Source organism: Stenotrophomonas sp. GbtcB23, from assembly GCF_019091045.1.
Taxonomy (GTDB): Bacteria; Pseudomonadota; Gammaproteobacteria; order Xanthomonadales; family Xanthomonadaceae; genus Stenotrophomonas; species Stenotrophomonas rhizophila_A.
Window position 1 is genome coordinate 26,509 of the sequence record NZ_JAGXKC010000005.1, and the last position, 23,385, is coordinate 49,893.

Genomic DNA, 23,385 nt, shown 5'->3' on the forward strand with positions numbered 1-23,385 from the left:
GTGAAAGCATGACATTGCGTCTTTTCTCCCTGTCGTTCGCCGTGGCCCTGCTTGCAGGCTGCGCCTCCGTGCCCGGTCCCGAAGTGCGCCGCGACGCGGTCCTTGATGGCAAGCACCAAGTGGTGGCCGGTGACGGTTCGCACGATGGCGTGGACGCGCAGCCGCTGAACGCCGCCGGCGCACCGCAGCCTGTGATCCGCCGCGGCAGCGGCACCATGATCAACCGCAGTGCCGCCGCCGCGCCGTCGCCGGCGTTGTCGCAGGCCAGCACCGGCACCGCCACCTTCAACTTCGAAGGTGAATCGGTGCACGCGGTGGTCAAGGCGATCCTGGGCGACATGCTCGGCCAGAACTACGTGATCGCGCCCGGCGTGCAGGGCACGGTAACCCTGGCCACGCCCAAGCCGGTGTCCTCGGCGCAGGCGCTGAACCTGCTGGAGATGGTGCTGGGCTGGAACAACGCGCGCATGGTCTACAGCGGCGGCCGTTACAACATCGTGGCCGCCGACCAGGCACTGGCCGGCACCGTCGCACCGAGTACCGCGCCGGCGGCCAACGCGCGCGGTTTCGAAGTGCGCGTCATCCCGCTGCAGTACATCTCCGCCACCGAAATGAAGAAAGTGCTCGAGCCGTACGCGCGGCCGAACGCGATCGTCAACGTCGACAGCGGCCGCAACGTGATCACCCTCGGCGGTACCCGCAGCGAACTGGAAAACTACCTGCGCACCGTCGAGATATTCGATGTGGACTGGCTGTCGGGCATGTCCGTGGGCGTGTTCCCGATCCAGACCGGAAAGGCCGAGCAGGTCGCGGCGGACCTGGAGAAAGTGTTCGGCGAGGAGAGCAAGACCCCCAGCGCCGGCATGTTCCGCTTCCTGCCGCTGGAGAACGCCAACGCCGTACTGGTGATCACCCCGCAGGCGCGTTACCTGGACCAGATCCAGCAGTGGCTGGAACGCATCGATACCGCCGGCGGCAGCGCCCGGCTGTTCTCCTACGAACTGCGCTACGTCAAAGCCAAGGACCTGGCCGAGCGCCTGGCGGAAGCCTTCGCCAGTGAGAACAGCCGCGGGGGCCGTGGCGGCAGCAGCTCACTTGCGCCCGGCGCCAACGTGCAGGAGCTGGGCAGCCGCGACGGCACCAATGGCAACAGCCTCAACAGCACCGGCAATACCGGCACCACCCGCACCGGCGGGATGGGCGACGGCACCATGAACCTGCCGCAGCGGCAGCCGGGCAACGCCAGTTTCAACCTGGAAATCCAGGGCGATTCGGTCGGCGTGTCGGCGGTGGAGGAAACCAACACGCTGCTGGTGCGGTCCACCCCGCAGGCGTGGCGTTCGATCCGTGAAGTGATTGAAAAGCTCGATGTGATGCCGATGCAGGTGCACATCGAAGCGCAGGTCGCCGAGGTCTCGCTCACCGGCGACCTCGCCTACGGCGTGAACTGGTTCTTCGAACAGGCGGTGGCGACCGGCAAGACCGAAAGCGGCATCGACCTGCCCAGCGCACTGGGCCGCTCGATCTGGGGCAGCATTTCCGGGCGGGTAGGCGAAGGCGGCCTGGGCTGGACCTTCCTGGGCAAGAACGCCGCCGCGGTGGTGACCGCACTGGACAAGGTGAGCAACCTGCGCCTGCTGCAGACCCCGTCCATCTTCGTGCGCAACAACGCCGAAGCCACGCTCAACGTCGGCACCCAGATCCCGATCAACTCGGTGTCGGTCAACACCGGCGTGGGCGGCGACAACACCTACAGCCAGGTGCAGTACCTGGACACCGGCGTGATCCTGAAGGTGCGGCCGCGTATCACCCGCGACGGCGTGGTGTTCCTGGACATCGTGCAGGAAGTGAGCTCGGCCGGCGCCATCCCGTCCGGCTGCGACGCCACCCGCACCACCTGCAACCCGCCGATCAACACCCGCAAGATTTCAACCGAGGCGGCGGTGCAGAGCGGGGACACCATCATGCTGGCCGGCCTGATCACCAATTCGGACGAGAACGGCGCCAACGGCGTACCGGGCCTGAGCCGGATCCCGGTGCTCGGCGCGCTGTTCGGCAGGAAGACCCAGAACACCGACCGCTCCGAAGTAATCGTGCTGCTCACCCCGACCATCGTGCGCAACGCGCAGGAGTCGCGGAACCTCACCGACGAATACAGCAACCGCTTCCGCGCCATGGAACCATTCCCGTCCCGCCCCAAGCGCTGAGTCCTGCTACGCTGCGGTCACGACGCCGCACACAGGGGGACGGATGGGAACGATCGTGTTGCTGCCGATCGGGGTCGATGACAGCGCGCTGGACCGCTGCCTGGCGGCGCTGGATGCCGGCACGCCGGCGCAGACGCCGGTATGGCTGGCCGACGATGGCCAGGCCGGGCCGCGTGCGCAGGCGGTGATTGCGCACTGGCTGGAAAGCACCCCGCTGCGCGCCGAGTACACCCGACGCGCGCGTGCGATCGGCGAAGTGGCGCACCTGGATGAAATGCTGCGCGCCTGCGAAGGCAGTGAGGTGGTGGTGCTGGCGCCCGATGCGGTACCGGCGCCGGGCTGGCTGCAGCAGCTGGATGCCTGCTTCGCGCGCGATGCCTCGATCGGTTCGGCCACGCCCTGGTGCAATGCCGGCGAAACCGCGGCCTGGCCCCGGCTGGGCGAGATCAACCCGGTTCCGGACGATCTGGAGGCGATGGCGCAGGCCTGCGCCGCACTGCCGACCCTCGACCCCGAACTGCCCTCGGCGGTGACCCACGCGGTCCTGCTGCGGGCCAACGCGCGGCGCAAGGCCGGCGGCCTGGACATGCACAGCTATGGTTCCTGGAACGCGGCGTTGATCGACCTGAGCCTGCGCATGGCCGGCCTGGGCTGGCGCAACGCGCTGTGTGCCAATGCCTATGTCGCGCGCGACGGTGAAGCACAGGCGCACGACGGTGACCTGGAAGCACTGGGCACGCGCTGGCCGACCTGGCAGCCGCGGCTGGCCGGTTTCTTGATGGGCGATCCGCTGCTGCAGGTCAGGCAGGACCTGCAGCGCCTGCACCAGCAGGCGATAATGCCCCGGTCGCAGGGCGATCTGTTCGGATCGCCCGCCGCAACCGCTCCGGAGCCGCCTGCTTGAATCCCTGCATTGCCGTCATCATCGTCAGCTACCAGAGTGCCAGCACGCTGGACCAATGCCTGACGCGGTTGCGCGCGGCCGACGAGGTCGCCGAGATCCGCGTGGTCGACAACAATTCCGACGATGGCACGCTGGACATCGTGCAGCGCCATGCAACTGCCGACCCGCGCCTGCACTTCATCGCCAACCCCGACAACCCGGGCTTCGCCGCCGCCAACAACCAGGGCGTGGCCGACAGCCGGGCGCCGTGGTTGGCCTTCATCAACCCGGACCTGATGGTCCAGGCCGGTACGCTGGCGCAGCTGCGCGCGCGCGGAGAGGCCTTGGGCGATTGCGTGCTGGGCGTGGAGCAGGTGAACGAGCAGGGCCAGCCCGATGCGGCGGTGCGCCGCCGCGATCCCGATTTCGGCGCCATGCTGCGCCACCCGGGGCAGGGCGCGAAGCTGGCCATCCCGGCTGACCCGACGCAGGTGCTGCAGACGGTGCCGGCGCTGTCCGGAGCGCTGCTGTTGATGCCGCGCGCGCTGTTCGACCGCATCGGCGGCTGGGATGCCGGCTACCGCCTGCATGCCGAAGATCTGGACCTGTGCCGCCGCGCCCGCGAAGCCGGGGCGGTGGTAGCCATCGCCAATGACCTGCAGGTGGTGCATGTGCGCGGCGCGTCGAGCCGTTCGCGGCCGTTCTTCGTGGAATGGCACAAGCATCGCGGTCTGTGGCGTTACTTCCGCCGGTTCGAGGCGCCGCGGCGCAACCTGCTGGTGCAGGCCGCCGTCTGGGGCGCGATCTGGGCGCACGCCGCGGCGCAGGTGCCACGGTTGCTGCGCGGTCGCTGAAGCGCGTGCCCACCCACGGTGGGCACCTACCGGGGTGGCCGGACAGGGGGACGCGCCGATGGCGGATGGCGCCGGCAGGTACCGACCGTTGGTCGGTACATGCTCGCAGGCGCATAATCCGGGCATGATCATCCAGTCCCTGCTCGACACCGACCTGTACAAATTCACCATGATGCAGGCGGTGCTGCACCAGCACCCCGGCGCGCAGGTCCAGTACCGGTTCAAGTGCCGCACGCCGGGCATCGACCTGGCGGCGTTCATCGACCAGATCAACGCCGAGATCGATCATCTGTGCAGCCTGCGCTTCAGCCCCGAAGAGCTGGACTACATGCGCGGGCTGCGCTTCGTGAAGCCGGACTTCGCCGACTTCCTCGGCCTGTTCCACCTGGACCGCAAGTACATCGACCTGCGCCCGTCGCAGGCCGTGCCGGGCGAGATCGAGCTGGACATCACCGGGCCGTGGCTGCACACGATCCTGTTCGAAGTGCCGCTGCTGGCGATCATCAACGAGGTCTGGTTCCGCAACACCAGCACGCCGGACTTCGCCGAAGGCGAGCGTCGCCTGCAGGCCAAGACCGCGCTGCTGCGCGATACACCGGGCTTCGAGCTGTGCCGCATTGCCGACTACGGCAGCCGCCGCCGCTATTCGCGCGATTGGCACGCACGCATGCTGCCGATGATGCGCGATGCGCTGGGCGACCAGTTCGTGGGCACCAGCAACGTGCATTTCGCGCGGCTGTACGGCATGACCCCGCACGGCACGATGGCCCATGAGTACCTGCAGGCGTTCCAGGCGCTGGGCCCGCGCCTGCGCGATTCGCAGGTGGCGGCACTGGAATCGTGGGCGCGCGAATATCGCGGCGACCTGGGCATCGCGCTGTCGGACGTGGTCGGGCTGGACGCGTTCCTGCGCGACTTCGACATGTACTTCTGCAAGCTGTTCGATGGCGTGCGGCACGATTCGGGCGACCCCTTCAGCTGGGGCGACCGGATGCTGGCGCACTTCAAGGAGCGCCGCGTGGACCCGCGCAGCAAGGTGCTGGTGTTCAGTGACGGGCTCAACATCGAAAAGGTGATGCGCCTGTTCGATTACTTCCGTGGCCGCTGCCAGGTTGCGTTCGGGGTGGGCACCCACCTCACCAACGACCTGGGCCCGACCCCCCTCAACATCGTGATCAAGATGGTCCGCTGCAACGGCCAGCCGGTGGCCAAGCTCAGCGATTCGCCGGGCAAGAGCATGTGCGACGACCCGGGCTACCTGGCCTACCTTCGCCAGGTATTCGAGTTGCCGCCGGCATGAGGCGGGTCACGACCAACGGTCGTGACCTACCGACCAGACACCGGCCGTAACCTCCCCGTCCAACCACCGGTAGGTCACGACCATTGGTCGTGACGCTCTCGTCCCACCACCGGTAGGTCACGACCGTTGGTCGTGACGCTCTCGTCCCACCACCGGTAGGTCACGACCGTTGGTCGTGACGCTCTGTATCATTCCAGCGCGTAGCGCAGAACGAACAACCCAGCCACCAGCCACACCGCCGGATGCACGTCGCGCCAGCGCCCGGTACCGGCCTTCAACACGGCATAGGCGATGAAGCCGAACGCCAACCCGTTGGCGATCGAATAGGTAAACGGCATCGCCAGCGCGCACAGCGCGGCAGGCACGGACTCGGTGAGGTCGTTCCAGTCCACATCCACCAGTTCGCGCAGCATCAGCCCGGCCACGAACACCAGCGCCGGTGCGGTGGCGTAGCCGGGCACCATGCCGGCCAGCGGCGAGAACAGCAGCGCGGCCAGGAACAACGCGGCCACCACCAGCGCGGTGAGGCCGGTACGGCCACCGGCCTGCACGCCGGAGGCGCTTTCGGCAAAGGCGGTGGTGCTGCTGGTACCCAGCAGCGAGCCGGCCACGATGGCGGTGCTGTCGGCCAGCAGCGCACGCCCAAAGCGCTTCTGCGCGCCCGGCAGCTTGAGCAGGCCGGCACGGCCGACCACGCCATACAGGGTGCCGGTGGCATCAAACACTTCAACCAGCACGAACACCAGCACCACCTGCAGCAGCACGGCGATGGGCGCGCCGCCGTCGTGGTGCAGCAGGCCGGGCAGGTCGAGCTGCAGGAAGGTGGGCGCCAGGCTGGGCGGCAGCGAGATGACACCCTGGTACTGCACGGCGCCCAGCAGCCAGGCGGCGCCGGTGACGGCAAGAATGCCGATCAGGATGGCACCGCGCACGCGACGTGCTTCGAGGATGGCGATCAGCAGGAAGCCGGCCAGGGCCAGCAGCGGCGGGGCGGTGTTAAGCGGGCCGAGCGCAACCAGGGTGTCGGGGTTGGCGATGATCACGCCGGACTTCTGCAGGGCGATGATGGCCAGGAACAGGCCGATGCCGGCGACGATGGAGGCGCGCAGCGAGGCGGGAATACCGGCCACCAGCCAGGCGCGAACGCCCGTCAGCGACAGCGCCAGGAACACCAGTCCCGAGATGAAAACTGCGGCCAAGGCCTGTTGCCACGGCAGGCCGGCGGCACCGACCACGGTGAAGGCGAAGAACGCATTCAAGCCCATGCCCGGCGCCATGCCCACCGGGAAGTTGGCGGCGAACGCCATCACCAGCGAGCCCAGCGCGGCGGCCAGGCAGGTGGCGACGAACACGGCGCCGGGGTCCATGCCGGTGGTGGACAGGATGTCGGGATTGACGAAGACGATGTAGGACATCGTCAGGAACGTGGTCAGCCCGGCCAGCAGTTCGGTCCGCACGGTGGTGCCGTGCTGTTTGAGCTGGAACAGGTTTTCAAGCAGCTTCATGGCGGGGGTCCATGTCTCTTTTGGTTGGATCACAAGCGAAGTCAAAGGCCTTCGTTTGATGCGGCCCTCCCGGATACGGTCGGTGGCCATGGAAAATCAAATGCCGTTTCGATCATTCCCATGCGTGCTGCGTAGGGACACGCCATGCGTATCTGCTCTTCCTGTCCGCACGCGACCAATCTTCGAGGGAGGCCGGCGGGCAGCCCCTGTAGGGACTGTCAAAAACATGGATGTTTTTGCCAAGCCCCCAAGGATGGGTTTACGGCGTGTCCCGTAAGGGGCTGCCCGACGGCCTCCCTGCAGGCAGCAATGAAACGCTGCGGTTGACCTTGCACCAGAATGCAAAACGGCCGCGCAGAGCGCGGCCGTTTTTCCTTCTTACTTCAGCGCCTTGAAGCGCAGGCGCTTCGGGGCGGCGTCGTCGCCCATGCGGCGGCGCTTGTCTTCTTCGTATTCGCGGTAGTTGCCCTGGAAGAACTCCACGTGCGAATCGCCTTCGAACGCCAGGATGTGGGTCGCGATGCGATCCAGGAACCAGCGGTCATGCGAAATCACGAACGTGTTGCCCGGGAATTCCAGCAGCGCATCTTCCAGCGCACGCAGGGTTTCGATGTCCAGATCGTTCGACGGTTCGTCGAGCAGCAGCACGTTGCCACCCTGCAGCAGGGTCTTGGCCATGTGCAGGCGGCCACGTTCACCACCGGACAGCGAACCCACCAGCTTCTGCTGGTCCTGGCCCTTGAAGTTGAAGCGGCCGATGTAGGCGCGCGACTGGATTTCGATGCCGTTGATGTTGAGGATGTCCAGGCCGCCGGCGATTTCCTGGAAGACGTTGTGGTTGCCCTCCAGTGCGTCGCGGCTCTGGTCCACGTAGGACAGCTTGACGGTCGGACCGACCACGATCTCGCCGGAATCCGGCTTCTCCTGGCCCGTGATCATCTTGAACAGGGTCGACTTACCGGCACCGTTGGGGCCGATGATGCCCACGATCGCGCCGGCCGGGACCAGGAAGCTCAGTTCGTCGAACAGCAGGCGGTCGCCGAACTTCTTGGACACGTTCTTGAACTCCATCACCGAATTGCCCAGGCGCTCGCCCGGCGGGATGAAGATTTCATTGGTTTCGTTGCGCTTCTGGTAGTCGACCGACTGCAGCTCTTCCAAGCGGGCCAGACGCGCCTTGCCCTTGGTGCGGCCGCCCTTGGCGTTCTGGCGCGACCACTCCAGTTCCTTCTGGATCGCCTTCTGGCGCGACTTCTCCTGGTTGTCTTCCTGCTTCAGGCGCTCGTCCTTCTGCATCAGCCAGTCGGTGTAGTTGCCCTTCCACGGAATGCCGCGGCCGCGGTCCAGTTCCAGGATCCATTCGGCGGCGTTGTCCAGGAAGTAGCGGTCATGGGTGACGGCCACCACGGTGCCGGTATAGCGCGCCAGGAACTGTTCCAGCCATTCCACCGACTCGGCGTCGAGGTGGTTGGTCGGTTCGTCGAGCAGCAGCATGTCCGGCTTCTGCAACAGCAGGCGGCACAGCGCCACGCGGCGCTTTTCACCGCCGGACAGCTTGCCCACGATGGCATCCCACGGCGGCAGGCGCAGCGCATCGGCGGCCACGTCCAGCTGGTTTTCCAGGGTGTGCGAGTCACCGGCGGCCAGGATGGCCTCCAGGCGCTCCTGTTCCTTGGCCAGCTTGTCGAAATCGGCACCTTCCTCGGCATAGGCCAGGTACACCGCGTCCAGCGCGGCCTGGGCCTGCAGCACTTCGCCCACGCCTTCCTCTACCGCTTCACGCACGGTCTTGGTCGGGTCCAGCTCCGGTTCCTGCGCCAGGTAGCCGACCTTGATGCCGGCCTGCGGGCGGGCTTCGCCCTCGAAATCGGTGTCCACGCCGGCCATGATCTTCAGCACCGTGGACTTGCCGGCACCGTTCAGGCCCAGCAGGCCGATCTTGGCACCCGGGAAGAACGACAGCGAGATGTCCTTGATGATCTGCCGCTTGGGCGGGACCACCTTGCTGACTTTGTTCATGGTGTAGATGTATTGCGAGGACATGAGCTCTCCGAAGGCGCAACCCTGCGCCCGTTCCGTCAGGAACAAGCACAGATGAAAAGGGATGGCGCCAATTATAGCCCGAAGCGATGACCCCCGCCGGCCGGCCCCTGGGGCGGGCCTTGCCGCTGCCTGAATGGGTCGTCAAAGCGGTTGAATTGGAAACCGTTTCCAGCCGGAAACCGTTCAGACGACGTCAGCATGATGGAGCCATCACTCATCAAGCGAGGCCAGACATGCGCATGAATCGAATTGTGGTCGGGACCGTGGCCTCGCTGCTCGCGCTGGGCAGCATCGCCCCGGCCTTCGCTGACGACCATCGCGGCCGCGGCCACGACCGCCACCATGATGATCGTCATGACCGTCGCCATGACCGCCACGACGACCGCCGCGACTGGCGCGACGACCGCCGCCGTGAAGCTCACCACGACCGCCGCTACTACGACAACCGGGGCTATTACCGCCCGGCACCGCCGCCGCGCGTGGTCTACCGGCCGGCCCCGGGCCGCGGTTACGGCTGGGCCCGCGGCCACCGCTACAACGAGTACTACCGGGGCCCGGTCTACGTGGTCAATGACTACAGCCGCTACTCGGTGCGCCGCCCGCCGCGTGACCACCATTGGATCCGCGACGACCGTGGCAACCTGCTGCTGGTCGCCATCGCCACCGGCATCATCGCCGACTACGTGATCAACAACCGGTAGCCCGGGGCCCTGGCCCCAAAACGAAAGCGCGCCCCAAGGCGCGCTTTTTTTTCGCGTGGTCCCCCGGGGCCGCTTACAATCAGGGGCCCGCTGTTTCCCCCTTCTGCCTGGAGTAAGCGATGTTCCCGCGTGACGTCCGCATCGAAACCTACGATCCCGAACTGGCCAAGGCCATCGCCGCCGAAACCCAGCGCCAGGAAGACCACGTCGAGCTGATCGCCAGCGAGAACTACACCAGCCCGGCGGTGATGGAAGCCCAGGGCAGCCAGCTGACCAACAAGTACGCTGAAGGCTATCCGGGCAAGCGCTACTACGGTGGCTGCGAATACGTGGACATCGCCGAGCAGCTGGCGATCGACCGCCTCAAGCAGCTGTTCGACGCCGACTACGCCAACGTGCAGCCGCACAGCGGCTCGCAGGCCAACCAGGCCGTGTACTTCGCGCTGCTGCAGCCGGGCGACACCATCCTGGGCATGAGCCTGGCCCACGGTGGGCACCTGACCCACGGTGCCAAGGTCAACGCCTCGGGCAAGCTGTTCAACGCCGTGCAGTACGGGGTGAACGAGCAGGGCCTGATCGACTATGACGAGGTCGAGCGCCTGGCCCTGGAGCACAAGCCGAAGATGGTCGTGGCCGGTTTCTCGGCCTATTCGCAGGTGGTGGACTGGGCGCGCTTCCGCGCCATCGCCGACAAGGTTGGTGCCTACCTGTTCGTGGACATGGCCCACGTGGCCGGCCTGGTCGCCGCCGGCGTGTACCCGAGCCCGCTGCCGCACGCGCACGTGGTCACCTCCACCACGCACAAGACCCTGCGCGGTCCGCGTGGCGGCATCATCATCGCCAAGGGCGCCGGCGAAGAGATCGAGAAGAAGCTGCAGTCGATCGTGTTCCCGGGCATCCAGGGTGGCCCCCTGATGCACGTCATCGCGGCCAAGGCCGTGGCCTTCAAGGAAGCGCTGGAGCCGGGCTTCAAGGCCTACCAGCAGCAGGTGGTGAAGAATGCCCAGGCGATGGCCACCACGCTGATCGCGCGCGGCTACAAGATCGTCTCCGGCGGCACCGAGAACCACCTGATGCTGGTCGACATGATCGGCAAGGACGTTTCCGGCAAGGACGCGGAAGCCGCGCTGGGCAAGGCCCACATCACGGTCAACAAGAACTCGGTACCCAACGACCCGCGCTCGCCGTTCGTGACCTCGGGCCTGCGCCTGGGCACCCCGGCGGTGACCACCCGCGGCTACCAGGAAGCCGACTGCGTCGAACTGGCCAACTGGATCGCCGACGTGCTGGACGCCCCGGCCGATGAGGCGGTGATCGCCCGCGTGCGTGATGCGGTCAGCGCGCAGTGCCGCAAGTACCCGGTCTACGGGTAATGGGCGAGACCCTGCAGCGGCGCCTGTACATCGCGCAGGCGCTGCTGCTGGGGCTGCCCGCGCTGGTCGCCGGTGGCGGCGTGGCCGGGCTGGCGTTGTACGTCTTCTTCGACCGCCACGGCTACATGGCCAATCGTGAAGGCCTGTTCCTGCTGGGATGGGCCTTGGCCGGGGTGTGTGGCCTGCTGGGCTGGGCCTGGCTGAGCGTGGTCTACCTGCGCAGGGGGCGAACCGCCCTGCGCAGCACCGGGCTGCTGCCGTGGGTGGGGCTGGGGTTGGGCGTGGTGGCCGCGCTGGGCGTGGTCGCACTGGTCGCTTACAACTCGCTTTCCGGCAGCTCGTGGCGGGCGCTGGGCTATCTCATCGTGGGTCCGCCGCTGCTGGTCTGCAGCGCGCATCTGCTCTGGTTGCGGGCGGTTCCGGCCGCTGCCAGCGAACCCTGATCGACATCGCGATTTGTACGCTGGGGTCTTCTCAGGTACCGTTGCGACGCTGCCGTGACCACGGCATGACGTTTCTCCGATGCAAGGCGTTCCATGTACTGTCCGTTCTGCCAGCATGCCGATACCCGGGTGATCGACTCGCGCGTCTCCGAAGACGGTGCGACGATCCGCCGTCGGCGTGAATGCGAGGCGTGCAGCGAGCGCTTCAGCACCCTGGAAACCATCGAATTGAAGCTGCCGGCGATTGTGAAGAGCGATGGCAGCCGCGAGCAGTTCGATGCGCGCAAGCTGCGGGTGGGCTTCGACCGCGCGCTGCAGAAGCGCCCGGTGCCCGAAGACAAGATCGAACTGGCGGTGCGCGCGGTGATGCAGCAACTGCGCATGTGCGGCGAGCGCGAGATTCCGTCGATCAAGGTCGGCGAGTTCGTGATGAACGAACTGCGCAAGCTCGACCACGTGGCATATGTACGGTTTGCGTCGGTGTACCGCAGCTTCGAGGACGTGGCCGATTTCCGCGAGGAAATCGAGAAGCTCGAACGCGAGCTGCCGTCCAGTACCGAACAGTTGCAGCTGCTGGGCGATGTGATCGCCCTGACCAAAAAGAAGAAGGGGTAGAGCGGACTGTTAGTCCGCTTCTTGCCGAAGCAGCGGACTGACAGTCCGCTCTACCATGCGTTAGCCGCAGCGGACTGACAGTCCGCTCTGCCGGGGCTTGGCGTTACCATGCCCGCCATGAGCGATTTCTCCACGTTGGATCACCTGCACATGGCCCGCGCGCTGCGCCTGGCCGAACGCGGCCGGTTCACCGCCCGGCCCAACCCGATGGTCGGCTGCGTCATCGCGCACGGCGACCGGGTGGTCGGCGAGGGCTGGCACCAGCGCACCGGTGGCCCGCACGCCGAAGTGTTCGCGCTGCGCCAGGCCGGCGAGGAGGCGCGCGCTGCCACCGCCTACGTGACCCTGGAACCCTGCGCCCATCACGGGCGCACCCCGCCGTGCGCGCTGGCATTGATCGAGGCCGGGGTAGCCAGGGTGGTGGCGGCCATGCGCGACCCGTTCCCCAAGGTGGATGGCGGCGGCTTCGTGCTGCTGCGCGAGGCGGGCATCGAGGTGGCTGAGGGTTTGATGGCGGCGCAGGCGCGTGAGTTGAATCGTGGCTTCCTGTCGCGCGTTGAACGTGGCCGGCCCTGGCTGCGGGTGAAGCTGGCCGCCAGCCTGGACGGGCGCACGGCGATGGCCGATGGCACCTCCAAGTGGATTACCGGCGACGCGGCCCGCACTGACGTGCAGCGCTGGCGCGCACGTGCCGGTGCGATCCTGACCGGGGCCGATACCGTGTTGGCCGATGACCCGCAGTTGACCGTGAGGCTGGCCGATACCGAGGTCATGCCGCCGTTGCGGGTGGTGCTCGATACACGCCTTCGGTCGCTGGAATGCGCGCGGGTGCGCGAGGGTGGGGCGCCGACCCTGTACCTGCACGATGCGTCGGTGAGCCCGCCTGATGCGGCCGATGCCGAGTTTGCCAGCGTGCCCAGCCAGGACGGGCGACTGGATCTGGGTGCCGTATTGGCGCTGTTGGCCGAACGCGGCATCAATGAAGTGCATACCGAAGCCGGGGCCACGCTTTCCGGCGCGCTGCTTTCCGGCGGCTGGGTCGATGAGCTGCTGCTGTACCAGGCGCCCACGCTGCTGGGAGAGCATGGCCGGCCGCTGCTGGGCGGCCTGGGCATTCACGACATGGCGCAGCAGCGACGGCTGCGGGTCGTCGATCAGCGGCAGGTGGGAGCGGATCTGAGGTTGTTGCTGCGCGTGTGAGGCTTCTGCCACGCAGGGCGCGGCACTACGCCTCGGGTAGGCCGGTAGCACCCGACCGTTGGTCGGGTGGCGCCGCACGGCGGCGGGCAGATCAGGAGGCGACGTCCGGCTGCAGCGCCTCCAGGTGGCGAACGGTCTGTGGAAACTGTTGCACCAGTCGAATGAGGGTCGATGCCTGCGCGTTGGGACGCGCGCGGCCCTGCTCCCAGTTCTCCAGCGTGCGAGCATTGGTACGCAGGTACATGGCAAACACCGGCCGTGACATGTTCAGCTGTTCACGGATCGCGACCAGCTCTCCCGCATGCAGCGGGGGCAACGGCTGCAGTCGAACCTTGTGCGTGCGCAGCGTGCTCTTCCCCGAGCGCTCGTCCTCCAGCGCGTGCAGCCCTTCGACAAGCTCGGCAAATACGTCGCGTTTCATCATGTGGTCCTCGCCAGAAGTTCGGCCTCAAGCATTCTTTTCAACAGTCTTTTCTGCATCGCGTCCAGGTCGTCCTGGACGCCCTTGCCACGCTGCCTGCGGTCGTCGGAAAAGCGCAGCTTGCGGAGACCGCCAGTGCCTACGATCACGTCGCCAGCCTCCGGCGCCCGCAGCAGGAACTGCTGAAGCGCGCAGAGCCCATCGTTGTCGAGGTAGGCGGCACGGTGGCGCGAGAACGCCGGCATCTCCACGAACACGGCGTGCATAAGTATACGTTATCTGCGTAGGGTTGCCAGCCACCTTACCTTGCACCCTCACACCAGAAGGGGCAGCCGTTCACACCTCACTCTGTGTATTTTTCGAGTATTCGATCAAGTTCCGGAAAGCGATAGGTGGCCACCGCTTGCCCAAAAAAAACGGGCCCCTTGCGGGGCCCGTCGATCATGGCGCGGGTTAGCGCTGCCCGATCAGTAACTTAGAAGCTGGCGCGCACGCCGACCGAGTACTGGGTGATGTCGTCGAAGTACTGGACTTCGCCGATGAGGCCCCAGTTGCGGTTGAAGCTGACCTGGCCGCCCAGGGTGCCGATCCACTCGCCGTCCATGTCGCTGCCGTCAATGTAGCCGGCTTTCAGCCAGGCTTCGGTGGAGCGCGAGGGCTTGCCACGCAGGCCCAGCGAACCGCGGCCGGCATTGGTGTGCACCTTCTCGGTTTCGCTGAACTCGCCGTCTTCGAACTTCACTTCGTTGTTGATGCGCATCCACGCGATGTCCGCGGTGAAGTCCAGGCGGTCGGTGAACGGCATGTGGTAGCCGATGCCTGCCTCCGGCTGGTCGATGGTGTTCTTGATGCGGTACTCGCCGATGCTGTCTTCCAGGTGGTAGGTCTCGGAAACAGTGCTGTAGCCGCCGAACACGTACACCTGCTCGGCAATGGCGAACGAACCGCGGATGAAGCCGCCGTCCAGCTTGGGGTTGCTGCCGGGGGTGCTGACCTGCAGCTGGGTCCAGCCGCCTTCAACATAGGTGTAGCTCATGGCGTCGGCAGCAGAGGCGGCCATCGGAGCGGCGGCCAGCAGGGCGGCGGCCAGGACGAGCATCTTGCGCATCGGAATTCCTTGGAAGTGAGGTCCATTTCAGCCAGCCCGTCGTGGGCGGCAGGGCGGCGATCATCGCCGCGCGGCGCATCTTAACAAATTGTTTACAGAAAGCGAGCGCTCAGCCAGCGCTGCTACAATGGCCGCGCCGGTTCGCCGGTATACAAACGTCTTCAGGGCGGGGTGCGATTCCCCACCGGCGGTAGGTGCGCAAGCACGAGCCCGCGAGCGCTTCCGGCCCCGCCGGAAGGTCAGCAGATCCGGTCCGATGCCGGAGCCGACGGTATAGTCCGGATGAAAGAAGACGGTGCTACAGGGCCTGCATGGCCCTGCGCCCGCCTGTTTGCCTTGCGGCGTTTTTCGCTCACTTTTCGCGGAGAACGTTAGTGTTTACTGGAATCATCGAAGGCGTCGGCCATGTGGCCGCACGCGATCCCCTCGGCGGCGATGTCCGCTTCACCTTCCACGTCGGCAGCCTGCCGTTCGAGCACGTGCAGCTGGGCGAGAGCATCGCCATCAACGGCGTGTGCCTGACCGTCATCGCCCATGATGCCACTTCGTTCCAGGCCGATGCCTCGACCGAGACCCTGGGCCTGACCACGCTGGGCCAGCTGGCGCCGGGTGCGGTGATCAACCTGGAGCGCGCCATGCGCCCGACCGACCGCCTCGGTGGCCACCTGGTCAGCGGCCATGTGGACGGCCTCGGCCAGGTGCTGTCCATCCATGAGGACGCGCGCGCCCAGCGCTGGCGCTTTGCCGCGCCGGCCGGTCTGCTGCGCTATATCGCAAAGAAGGGCTCCATCTGCGTGGACGGGGTCAGCCTGACCGTCAACGAGGTGGATGACGCCGGCTTCGAGGTCGCGCTGATCCCGCATACCGTGGCCAACACCGCCTTTGCCGCCACCGGCGTGGGCAGTGCGGTCAATCTCGAAATCGACCTGGTCGCCCGTTACGTCGAACGGCTGGTCGCCCCCCAGGTACAGGACACCCGCGCATGAATTTCGCTCCCATCCCCGAGATCCTCGAGGACATCCGCCTGGGCCGCATGGTGGTCATCGTCGATGACGAAGACCGCGAGAACGAAGGCGACCTGATCATGGCCGCCGAACTGGTCAAGCCGTCGGACATCAACTTCATGGTCACCCACGGCCGTGGCCTGGTGTGCCTGCCGTTGACCCGCGAACGTGCCGCCGACCTCGGGCTGGCGCCGATGGTGCAGGCCAATACCGCCCAGTTCCAGACCAACTTCACGGTCAGCATCGAGGCCGCCGAAGGCGTCACCACCGGCATTTCGGCCTACGACCGCGCGCATACCATCCGCACGGCGGTGAAGCCCGATGCCAAGCCGGCCGACCTGCACCAGCCGGGGCACATCTTCCCGCTGATCGCCCAGCCGGGCGGCGTGTTGACCCGCGCCGGCCATACCGAAGCGGGTGTGGACCTGGCCATGCTGGCCGGGCTGGAGCCGGCCGGGGTGCTGGTGGAGATCCTCAACCCCGATGGCAGCATGGCGCGCCGCCCGGAGCTGGAGGTGTTCGCGCGCGAGCACGGCCTGAAGATCGGCTCCATCGCCGACCTGATCGCCTACCGCTTGGCCACCGAGAAGACGGTCGAACGGGTCGATGAGCGTGAGATCGACACCGAATTCGGCCCGTTCAAGCTGGTGACCTACCGCGACCGGATCGCGCACGACCTGCATTTCGCCCTGGTCCGCGGCACCCCCGACACCCAGCCGACCCTGGTCCGGGTGCAGGTGGAGAACCCCTTGGCCGATCTGCTGCACTGGCGCCGCGACGATTTCGGCGTGGCGTCCACCGACGCCCTGCGCGCCATCGCCGCCGCCGAGCGCGGCGTGATGGTGGTGCTGTCGGCCCCGCGTGACAGCAACAGCCTGCTGGCCCGCCTGCGCCAGCAGCCGCAGCCGGTCACCCCGGGCAAGGACAAGGACGTGAGCCAGTGGCGCCGCAACGGTGCCGGCGCCCAGATCCTGTCCGACCTGGGCCTGGGCCAGCTGCGCGTGCTGGGCACCCCTCGCCGCCAGATCGGCCTGGCCGGCTACGGCCTGGAGATCATCGAAACGGTGGGGAGCCCGTCATCGCATGCGCGCTGACGCCCCACGATTTGCTTCGCAAACCGCGGGCCCCTCTTACCATCACCCAGACCCCCGCCGCTTCGCGGCAGCCCCCTGACTCAGGGGGCTTTTCCACCCGACCCGTCCCGCAGCGTGCCGCAATCCGGCTACGCGCGGCCATGCGCTAGAATATTCATCTATTAAATGGACCCCACGCCGATCATGAGCCACTACGAAGGCGATCTCCGGACACCGGAACAGGCCCGTTTCGCCATCCTCGCCAGCCGCTGGAATGCCCGCATCACCGACGTGCTGGTGGCCGGCGCGCGCCAGAGCCTGGCCGGCAACGGGATCCAGGAAGCGGCCATCGACGTGATCCGGGTGCCGGGCGCGTGGGAACTGCCGCTGGTGGCCGCGCGCCTGGCGGCGGCGCACGAACATGCCGCGATCATCGCCCTGGGCTGTGTGATCCGTGGCGACACCCGCCACTACGAACACGTGGCCGACCGCTGCGCCGAAGGCCTGATGCGTGTGCAGCTGGATTTCGGCGTGCCGGTGCTCAATGGCGTGCTGGCGGTCGAACGCGCCGAGGATGCCGAGGCCCGCGCCGGTGGCAGCCACGGTAACAAGGGTGAGGAAGCCGCACTGACGGCGTTGGAAATGGTCAATCTTCTGGAGCAGTTGCCGTGAACAAGTCAAACCCGGGCAAGCCCTCCGGCAAGCCGGTCCGCCGCGATGGCATCGACCCGGTGCTGCGCTCGCGCGCGCGTCGTCGTGCCCTGCAGGCAATCTACGCCTGGCAGATCTCCGGCGGCAACGCGCAGGCCCTGATCGCCCAGTTCGCCCACGAGCAGGCGCGCGAGATCGCCGACCTGGCGTATTTCGAGGCGCTGGTGAGCGGCGTGCTCGACCACCGCAAGGACCTCGACGAGGCGCTGGATCCGTTCGTGGACCGCGGCATCGAGGAAGTGGACGCCATCGAGCGTGCCGCGCTGCGCGTGGCCGCGTTCGAGCTGCGCTACCGCATGGACGTGCCGTACCGCGTGGTGATCAACGAAGCGATCGAATCGACCAAGAAGTTTGGTTCCGAACACGGCCACACCTACGTCAACGGCGTGCTGGATCGCGCTGCGGTGGAGTGGCGCAAGGTCGAAAGCGGGCACTGAGCCGGGTCGGGGAACGCCCATGTCCCTCGCCGAATTCTCCCTGATCGAACGCATCCGCACGCGCACCCGCGCGCGTGCCGATGTGGTGCTCGGCATCGGCGACGATGCCGCGCTGCTGCAGCCGCGTGCCGGCCAACAGCTGGTGGTCACCGCCGATACGCTCAACAGCGGCGTGCATTTCCCTGCGGAAACCCCGGCCTATGACATCGGCTGGAAGACGCTGGCCGTGAATCTTTCCGACCTGGCGTCGATGGGCGCGCAGCCGGCCTGGTGCGTGCTGGCACTGTCGCTGCCCGACGCCGACCCGGACTGGGTGGATGCGTTTGCCGACGGCTTTTTCGCCTTGGCTGATGCGCACGACATCGTGCTGATCGGGGGTGACACCACGCGTGGCCCGTTGTCGCTGTCGGTGACCGCGATGGGGCAGGTGGCGCCGGGTGCGGCACTGCGCCGCGATGGCGCGCAGGTGGGCGACGATGTCTGGGTCAGCGGCACGCTCGGCGACGCCGCCGTGGCCCTGCGCGCCTGGCAGGGCGGTACCCTCGACGTGCGTCGGCCCGCCGAAGATGCGCCGGTGGACTACCTTCGCCAGCGCCTGGCCCGGCCCACACCGCGGGTGGCCCTCGGCGCCGCGCTGGTGGGTGTGGCGCATGCGGCCGTCGATATCTCCGATGGCCTGCTGGCGGACCTGGGACACATCTGCGAACGCAGTGGCGTAGGCGCGCGCGTGGACCCCGAGCGCCTGCCGGTGTCCGACGCAGCGCGGGCACGGGTGGGTCTGACCCATGCGCGCGAGGCCGCGCTGCGTGGCGGCGATGATTACGAACTCTGCTTCACCGCCGCCGCTGCGCAGCAGGGGGCGGTCGAGGCCATCGCCGCGCGCCTGGCGCTGCCGCTCACCCGCATCGGCGCGATCGTGGCAGGCCAGGGCGTGGATGCCGGTGGCGAAACCACCGGCCATCGCGGCTACGAGCACTTCAGCGAGCTGTAGCGCCGGGCCGAAGCGCTCGCCAATCGCAGGACAGCCCCAGCTGCGCAGCGGTTTCCCGGTAGCCGCCATCGCCGCGCGTCAGCGCCAGCCCGCCCCATGCCGAAACGCCCCGCCCGACACCGACGCGGGCACCCGCGCCGAGCGCGTAGCGGTTGCGCGGGGTGCTGGCGCGCAGCGCCTCGTCGTCGAAGGCGATGCCGTTGCCGGCCTCGTCGCGGTACCAGTTCGCCGTTGCGTACGGCTGCAGGGACATGGTGCCACTGCCGCGCCCGGTCGCGCCTTCCAGGCGCATGCCCAGCCGGCCCGACAGGCCGTGGTCGCCCAGGCTGCGTACCGTGGTGCCGTTGCGCTCGCGGTGCACGTCTATGGCAGCATCGGTATGGAGCAGTTGCAGCTCCGGCTGCAGGCTCAGCGCCGTGGCGCCGATGCGACCGACATCCAGGCGGTAGCCGACTTCCAGCGACGACTGCCACAGGTCCGCGTCGTAGCGCTCGGTCTGCAGGCCATCGCCTTCCACGCGGTTGCGGAACCGGCCGCGCTGCACCGATGCATCCACGGACACGGCGTCATTGCGCCAGTTGCCGTACACACCTGCTGCGCCGCCTTCCACCTTGCCGCGTGCGCGGTAGCCGGTGAGGGAGGAGCGTGAGGTCGCCTGCGACCGGGCGGCCGCGAGCATCACGCCCACGCGGCCTCGGTCGGCAGCAAACGCGCCGATGTCGGTGCCGACCAGCAGGCGCGAGTGGTCTACATCAAGGGCAAGCTGGTCCTTGACCGCGCCCAGGCGGGTATGGGTTCCATCCAGCGTCGCCCAGGCGCGCACGTCGCTGCGGGTAGACGCGTGCTGCGCGGTGCGCTCGTGCGCACTGTGGCGCAGCAGGTGGTGGAGCGCGAACTGGTTGGCCAGGTAGGCGCCGGTTTCGGGGCGAAGCACGGGAGCCGGCTGTCCGGGATTGACGGGATCCGCGGGCTCATCGGGATCGACCGGATCGACGGGATCTACCGGATCAATTGGGTCCACCGGGTCCACCGGATCGACGGGGTCGACTGGATCAATCGGATCAATCGGCTCGCACTGCGGCAGGCTGGGATCAACCTCGCACGGATCCGGGGTGGGCCCACCCTCCGAGCGCAGGTACCAGCTGCCGTCGATGCCCTTGACCAGGAAATACTCGTACTGGCCGCCGACGGCACGCCCGACCAGGTCGAACTGCGCGTTGGATTCGCCGACGATGCTGATGAGCGCGATGCCACGGTCGGTCTTCGCGCCGGCGCCGCCCACATTGAGCACGCGTACGCCAGCTTGGCCATTGGCATCACCGGTGATCACCAGGCGGTCCGTGCGCGAGGCGTCATCGCCGAGCACGGTATTGAACGCCAGGGTGCCACCATTGCCCAGGAAATCATCGACGGTGAGGGTGTTGAATGCGGCGCCACTGCCCAGCGCAACCGTGCCGGCACCGTCCAGCTGCAGGTGGCCGACGCTGCTGTCGCCGGTCAGCAGCCAGCTGCTGCCGCTGCCGATTCCCGCCGAGGTCACGTTGGACAGGCGGCCCTCGATGCGCGCGTTGTTCTCCAGCAGCAGGTCGATACGCCCGCCAGCGGCACTGTCATCGAGGGTGATGTCACCCTGCAGGCGTGCGTTGTCGACCACCACGTTGACATGCGGTTGGCCGCCACCTGCGGCGCCGGTCGAGTTGCGCACGCGCAGCAGATGACCGTCGCCACCGGTGAGGCGGGCGTCGTTGGCAATGCGCACGTCATAGGTGTGATTGGCATCCAGGACCTCGATCGCCGCACCGCGGCGGGAAAGGATCGTCGAATCCTCGACGATCAAGCGGCCGTCGCCACGGGTGTCGTGAAGCATCACCCCGACGTTGCCCGCATCGATGTGCGAGCCGTTCAGCAGTTCCACCACGCCCGCGCCGTGGCGAATGCCGATGCCCGTGGCGTAATTCGGGTGGTCCGGCCTGTCCACCACGCGGAGGGTCGAGGCATCCAGCGTCACCCGGGCGTCGGCGGTGCTGTCGATCATCATGATGCCGACCGTCGGGACGGACTCGGGGGCATCCTCGCCAACGGTGACTCGGCTGTAGTGGAGGTATACCGAAGAGCTGTCCCATGAGCGGATGCCGCCGTGCTCGATGCGCGAGTAGCTGGACAGCAGCGCGGAGCCACCGCGCAGTTCGATGGCTTCAGGGTTGGAATGGCCGCGCTCGACCTGTGCATTCATGAGCGTGACCAGGCTGCCGTCCCGTGCGCTGATGCTGTACGTGCGGCCTCCATTGACCAGAAGGTCCGCGCCGTTGGTCAGCAGCCACCATTCCTGGGGATCGCCCTGCGTGACTTCGTGCGCTTCGCCGTCGAGTTCGCGTGCGCTGGCATCGCCCGGTGGGAGCATCAGCAGGGCCAGCATCAGGGAGGACGCGAGCGGGCGCATCGAAACACGGGCGGAGGAGGAGCGGTTTGGCATCATCGTCGGGCGTTCTGGTCGGAGGGCAGAGGGACACCCGACCATCGGCACAGCGTTGGGATGCAGGCAGGCCGGTCGCGCAGCACGCTGCTGCGCAGGCAGGCCGGATGTCCAGGGGGCGACAAGAATGCGCAGCGATGCGCGCGTGGCCCATGCAAGGAATTGCAAAGCATCACACTTTGCGCGTGACGCGCTCCGCCCTTTGCGACGACGTGGCGAAAACGTCGTCGATTACAGCGGCGGCAGCACCTTGCCCGGATTGAGGATGTCGTCCGGGTCGAGTGCGTGCTTGATCGCGCGCATCGCCGCCAACGTGGCCGGCGTAAAGGCCTGCGTCATGAAGTCGCGTTTGGCCAATCCGATGCCATGCTCGCCCGACAGCGTGCCGCCCAGCGCCAGGGTGAGTTCGAAGATCTTCGGCAACGCCGCCTGCGCACGCGCGCTCTCGTCCGCGTCGTCGGGGTGGTACAGAATGTTCACGTGCAGGTTGCCGTTGCCGGCATGGCCGAAGGTGACGATGGTCAGCGTGTACTGCTGCGCCAGTGCCTGCACACCGGCCACCAGGTCCGGAATGCGCGACACCGGCACCACCACGTCTTCGTTGATCTTGCCCGGCGCGATGCTGCGCAGTGCGGGTGACAGTGCTTTGCGCGCGGCCCACAGCTTCTCGCGCGCGCTGCCTTCCATTGCCACATCCAGCGCCAGCATGCCGTCGCCTTCGGCGGCCGTGGCCAAGGCCTGCAGCAGGTAGGGCAGGGTGTCGTGGTCTCCATCGGCTTCGACCAGCAGCATCGCACCGGCCTCCGGCACCTCGGCGCCATTGCGGCGCAGCAGCTCCAGGCTGCGCGCATCCATGAACTCCAGCCGGGTCGGCACCACCGGCTGCGCCATCAGCCGCGACACCGCCGCCGCCGCCGCGTCCGCGTCGCGGTACAGCACCCGCAGCCCGGCCTGGGCCACCGGCAACGGGGTCAGCTTCAAGGTGGCTTCCACGATCAGCGCCAGGGTGCCTTCGCTGCCCACCAGCAGGTGGGTCAGGTCGTAGCCGGTGGCGTCCTTGGTATAGGCGCCGCCGCACTGGATCAGTTCACCGGCGCCGGTGACCGCAACGAGCCCAAGCACGTTGTCGCGGCTGGTACCGTACTTCACCGCGCGTGGGCCGCCCGCGTTGCAGGCCAGGTTGCCACCGATGCTGCAGATATCGGCGCTGGATGGATCCGGTGCCCAGAACAGCCCGTGCTCGACCAGGGCGTGCTGCAGGTCGCCGTTGAGCACGCCCGGTTCCACCACCGCGCAGCGGTTGCCCGGCTGGATGTCGAGGATGCGGCCCATGCGCGCGAACGACAGTACGATGCTGCCGTTGACCGGTACCGCCGCACCGGTGGTGCCGGTACCGGCGCCGCGGGCCACCACCGGCACCCCGTGTGCGCGGCACGCGCGCACGATCTGCTGCACCTGCTCGCGGTCGCACGGCAGCGCCACGCCGTTGGGCAGCGCATGCCGCCAGGAGTTGTCCTGTGCATGTGCAGCCAGCGTGGTGGCATCGGTGCGCCAGCCATCCTCACCGAGCAGCGCCTGCAGGGTGGCGGAAAATTCAGCAGGCAGGGTCGTCGTCATTGCAGCCATCCGGTAGCGCCGCCCGTTGGGCGGCCCTCATAGTCATCGATCGAAACCGCAGTCTTCCAGCCGGAAGGCGTCGCGCAACCAGTCCAGGCGGGGTGGGTCGCCGCTGGCATCAATCACGTCGAAACGGCAGGGCCCCTGCGCCAGCGTGGGATGCGACTGCAGGAACAGCTGTGCGGCCAACACCAGTTTGCGTCGTTTCCGCAGGTCCACCGAGGCCGCGCCACCCCCAAAATCGGCGGTGGCGCGATAGCGCACTTCCACGAACACGGTGGTGTCGCCATCGCGCATCACCAGGTCCAGCTCACCGCCCTTGTAGCGGGCGTTGCGCGCAACCGGAACAAGCCCGGCGCGCCGCAGGTGCGCCAGCGCGGCGGTTTCCACCGCCGCCCCGCGCTGCGCCCGCTGGGTGGGCATGGC

At 67.5% G+C, this 23,385-nt stretch carries 22 protein-coding genes and 1 riboswitch; of the genes, 14 read left to right on the top strand and 8 right to left on the bottom strand.

Translation table 11 applies throughout. The features are described from left to right. The first annotated feature begins 8 nt into the window (after positions 1-8). The 4 genes from gspD to pncB all read left to right on the top strand — a co-directional run bounded on the left by gspD (position 9) and on the right by pncB (position 5,244). Entirely contained in the window at positions 9-2,207 is a 2,199-nt protein-coding gene (gene gspD, locus KVS69_RS03425) for a type II secretion system secretin GspD (protein WP_217536947.1), read from the top strand. A gap of 43 nt (positions 2,208-2,250) precedes the next feature. Then, the gene (locus KVS69_RS03430; RefSeq protein WP_217536950.1) at positions 2,251-3,111 is read left to right on the top strand and encodes a glycosyltransferase family 2 protein; all 861 of its coding nucleotides are present in this window, start codon (positions 2,251-2,253) and stop codon (positions 3,109-3,111) included. Then, the gene (locus tag KVS69_RS03435; RefSeq protein ID WP_217536953.1) at positions 3,108-3,944 is read left to right on the top strand and encodes a glycosyltransferase family 2 protein; all 837 of its coding nucleotides are present in this window, start codon (positions 3,108-3,110) and stop codon (positions 3,942-3,944) included. Before KVS69_RS03430 ends, KVS69_RS03435 begins: the two co-directional genes overlap by 4 nt. Before the next feature lie 124 nt (positions 3,945-4,068). Then, on the top strand, positions 4,069-5,244 hold the full coding sequence (gene pncB, locus KVS69_RS03440) for a nicotinate phosphoribosyltransferase (RefSeq protein ID WP_217536955.1): 1,176 nt from the start codon (positions 4,069-4,071) through the stop codon (positions 5,242-5,244). A 188-nt stretch (positions 5,245-5,432) separates the two neighbouring features. Here pncB and KVS69_RS03445 read toward each other — a convergent pair whose 3' ends face one another. Both KVS69_RS03445 and ettA read right to left on the bottom strand, forming a co-directional pair. Further along, a complete protein-coding gene (locus tag KVS69_RS03445; RefSeq protein ID WP_217536958.1) occupies positions 5,433-6,749 on the bottom strand; it encodes an NCS2 family permease in 1,317 nt (438 codons plus the stop codon). Positions 6,750-7,127: 378 nt separating this feature from the next. After that, the gene (gene ettA, locus KVS69_RS03450; RefSeq protein WP_068849183.1) at positions 7,128-8,792 is read right to left on the bottom strand and encodes an energy-dependent translational throttle protein EttA; all 1,665 of its coding nucleotides are present in this window, start codon (positions 8,790-8,792) and stop codon (positions 7,128-7,130) included. 233 nt (positions 8,793-9,025) lie between these two features. On the opposite strand from ettA, the gene KVS69_RS03455 reads away from it, so the two are divergent. From KVS69_RS03455 to ribD, 5 genes are all read left to right on the top strand, one after another. Continuing rightward, positions 9,026-9,493 (top strand): RcnB family protein, encoded by a 468-nt coding sequence (locus KVS69_RS03455; protein WP_093536119.1) that lies wholly within the window; start codon positions 9,026-9,028, stop codon positions 9,491-9,493. A gap of 119 nt (positions 9,494-9,612) precedes the next feature. Beyond that, positions 9,613-10,866: a serine hydroxymethyltransferase gene (glyA, locus tag KVS69_RS03460; RefSeq protein ID WP_093536117.1), complete on the top strand. Its 1,254-nt coding sequence runs from the start codon at positions 9,613-9,615 to the stop codon at positions 10,864-10,866. Further along, positions 10,866-11,309: a hypothetical protein gene (locus tag KVS69_RS03465; protein ID WP_217536962.1), complete on the top strand. Its 444-nt coding sequence runs from the start codon at positions 10,866-10,868 to the stop codon at positions 11,307-11,309. Before glyA ends, KVS69_RS03465 begins: the two co-directional genes overlap by 1 nt. A gap of 93 nt (positions 11,310-11,402) precedes the next feature. Next, positions 11,403-11,924, top strand: a complete 522-nt coding sequence (gene nrdR / locus KVS69_RS03470) for a transcriptional regulator NrdR (RefSeq protein WP_068849191.1) — start codon at positions 11,403-11,405, stop codon at positions 11,922-11,924. A gap of 117 nt (positions 11,925-12,041) precedes the next feature. After that, complete coding sequence (ribD, locus tag KVS69_RS03475; RefSeq protein ID WP_217537080.1) at positions 12,042-13,124, top strand: bifunctional diaminohydroxyphosphoribosylaminopyrimidine deaminase/5-amino-6-(5-phosphoribosylamino)uracil reductase RibD; 1,083 nt, start codon at positions 12,042-12,044, stop codon at positions 13,122-13,124. A gap of 91 nt (positions 13,125-13,215) precedes the next feature. Here the strand turns inward: ribD and KVS69_RS03480 are convergent, their stop codons facing one another. The 3 genes from KVS69_RS03480 to KVS69_RS03490 all read right to left on the bottom strand — a co-directional run bounded on the left by KVS69_RS03480 (position 13,216) and on the right by KVS69_RS03490 (position 14,653). Further along, positions 13,216-13,545 (bottom strand): transcriptional regulator, encoded by a 330-nt coding sequence (locus tag KVS69_RS03480; RefSeq protein ID WP_068849195.1) that lies wholly within the window; start codon positions 13,543-13,545, stop codon positions 13,216-13,218. Then, positions 13,545-13,811 carry a hypothetical protein gene (locus KVS69_RS03485; protein WP_068849197.1) on the bottom strand — a complete coding sequence of 89 codons (267 nt, stop codon included), beginning with the start codon at positions 13,809-13,811 and terminating at the stop codon, positions 13,545-13,547. The genes KVS69_RS03480 and KVS69_RS03485 overlap by 1 nt, the downstream gene beginning before the upstream one ends. 209 nt (positions 13,812-14,020) lie before the next feature. After that, on the bottom strand, positions 14,021-14,653 hold the full coding sequence (locus tag KVS69_RS03490) for an outer membrane beta-barrel protein (RefSeq protein ID WP_093536109.1): 633 nt from the start codon (positions 14,651-14,653) through the stop codon (positions 14,021-14,023). Positions 14,654-14,806: 153 nt separating this feature from the next. Continuing rightward, a riboswitch (FMN riboswitch) is annotated at positions 14,807-14,951 on the top strand. 76 nt (positions 14,952-15,027) lie between these two features. On the opposite strand from KVS69_RS03490, the gene KVS69_RS03495 reads away from it, so the two are divergent. The 5 genes from KVS69_RS03495 to thiL all read left to right on the top strand — a co-directional run bounded on the left by KVS69_RS03495 (position 15,028) and on the right by thiL (position 18,869). Further along, the gene (locus KVS69_RS03495) at positions 15,028-15,639 is read left to right on the top strand and encodes a riboflavin synthase (protein ID WP_093536107.1); all 612 of its coding nucleotides are present in this window, start codon (positions 15,028-15,030) and stop codon (positions 15,637-15,639) included. Further along, positions 15,636-16,751, top strand: coding sequence for a 3,4-dihydroxy-2-butanone-4-phosphate synthase (gene ribB / locus KVS69_RS03500; RefSeq protein WP_068849203.1), 1,116 nt, complete (start codon positions 15,636-15,638; stop codon positions 16,749-16,751). The genes KVS69_RS03495 and ribB overlap by 4 nt, the downstream gene beginning before the upstream one ends. A gap of 183 nt (positions 16,752-16,934) precedes the next feature. Next, a complete protein-coding gene (gene ribH / locus KVS69_RS03505) occupies positions 16,935-17,402 on the top strand; it encodes a 6,7-dimethyl-8-ribityllumazine synthase (RefSeq protein ID WP_068854542.1) in 468 nt (155 codons plus the stop codon). Next, the gene (gene nusB, locus KVS69_RS03510) at positions 17,399-17,878 is read left to right on the top strand and encodes a transcription antitermination factor NusB (RefSeq protein WP_068849204.1); all 480 of its coding nucleotides are present in this window, start codon (positions 17,399-17,401) and stop codon (positions 17,876-17,878) included. The genes ribH and nusB overlap by 4 nt, the downstream gene beginning before the upstream one ends. 19 nt (positions 17,879-17,897) lie before the next feature. Further along, positions 17,898-18,869: a thiamine-phosphate kinase gene (gene thiL / locus KVS69_RS03515; protein ID WP_217536965.1), complete on the top strand. Its 972-nt coding sequence runs from the start codon at positions 17,898-17,900 to the stop codon at positions 18,867-18,869. Here thiL and KVS69_RS03520 read toward each other — a convergent pair. The 3 genes from KVS69_RS03520 to KVS69_RS03530 form a co-directional block, all read right to left on the bottom strand. Next, positions 18,856-21,309, bottom strand: coding sequence for an autotransporter outer membrane beta-barrel domain-containing protein (locus KVS69_RS03520; RefSeq protein ID WP_254622007.1), 2,454 nt, complete (start codon positions 21,307-21,309; stop codon positions 18,856-18,858). The genes thiL and KVS69_RS03520 overlap by 14 nt on opposite strands. A 264-nt stretch (positions 21,310-21,573) precedes the next feature. Continuing rightward, positions 21,574-22,959, bottom strand: a complete 1,386-nt coding sequence (locus KVS69_RS03525) for an FAD-linked oxidase C-terminal domain-containing protein (protein ID WP_217536967.1) — start codon at positions 22,957-22,959, stop codon at positions 21,574-21,576. A gap of 42 nt (positions 22,960-23,001) precedes the next feature. Beyond that, positions 23,002-23,382 (bottom strand): YraN family protein, encoded by a 381-nt coding sequence (locus KVS69_RS03530; protein ID WP_184124723.1) that lies wholly within the window; start codon positions 23,380-23,382, stop codon positions 23,002-23,004. Between the last annotated feature and the right edge of the window lie 3 nt (positions 23,383-23,385).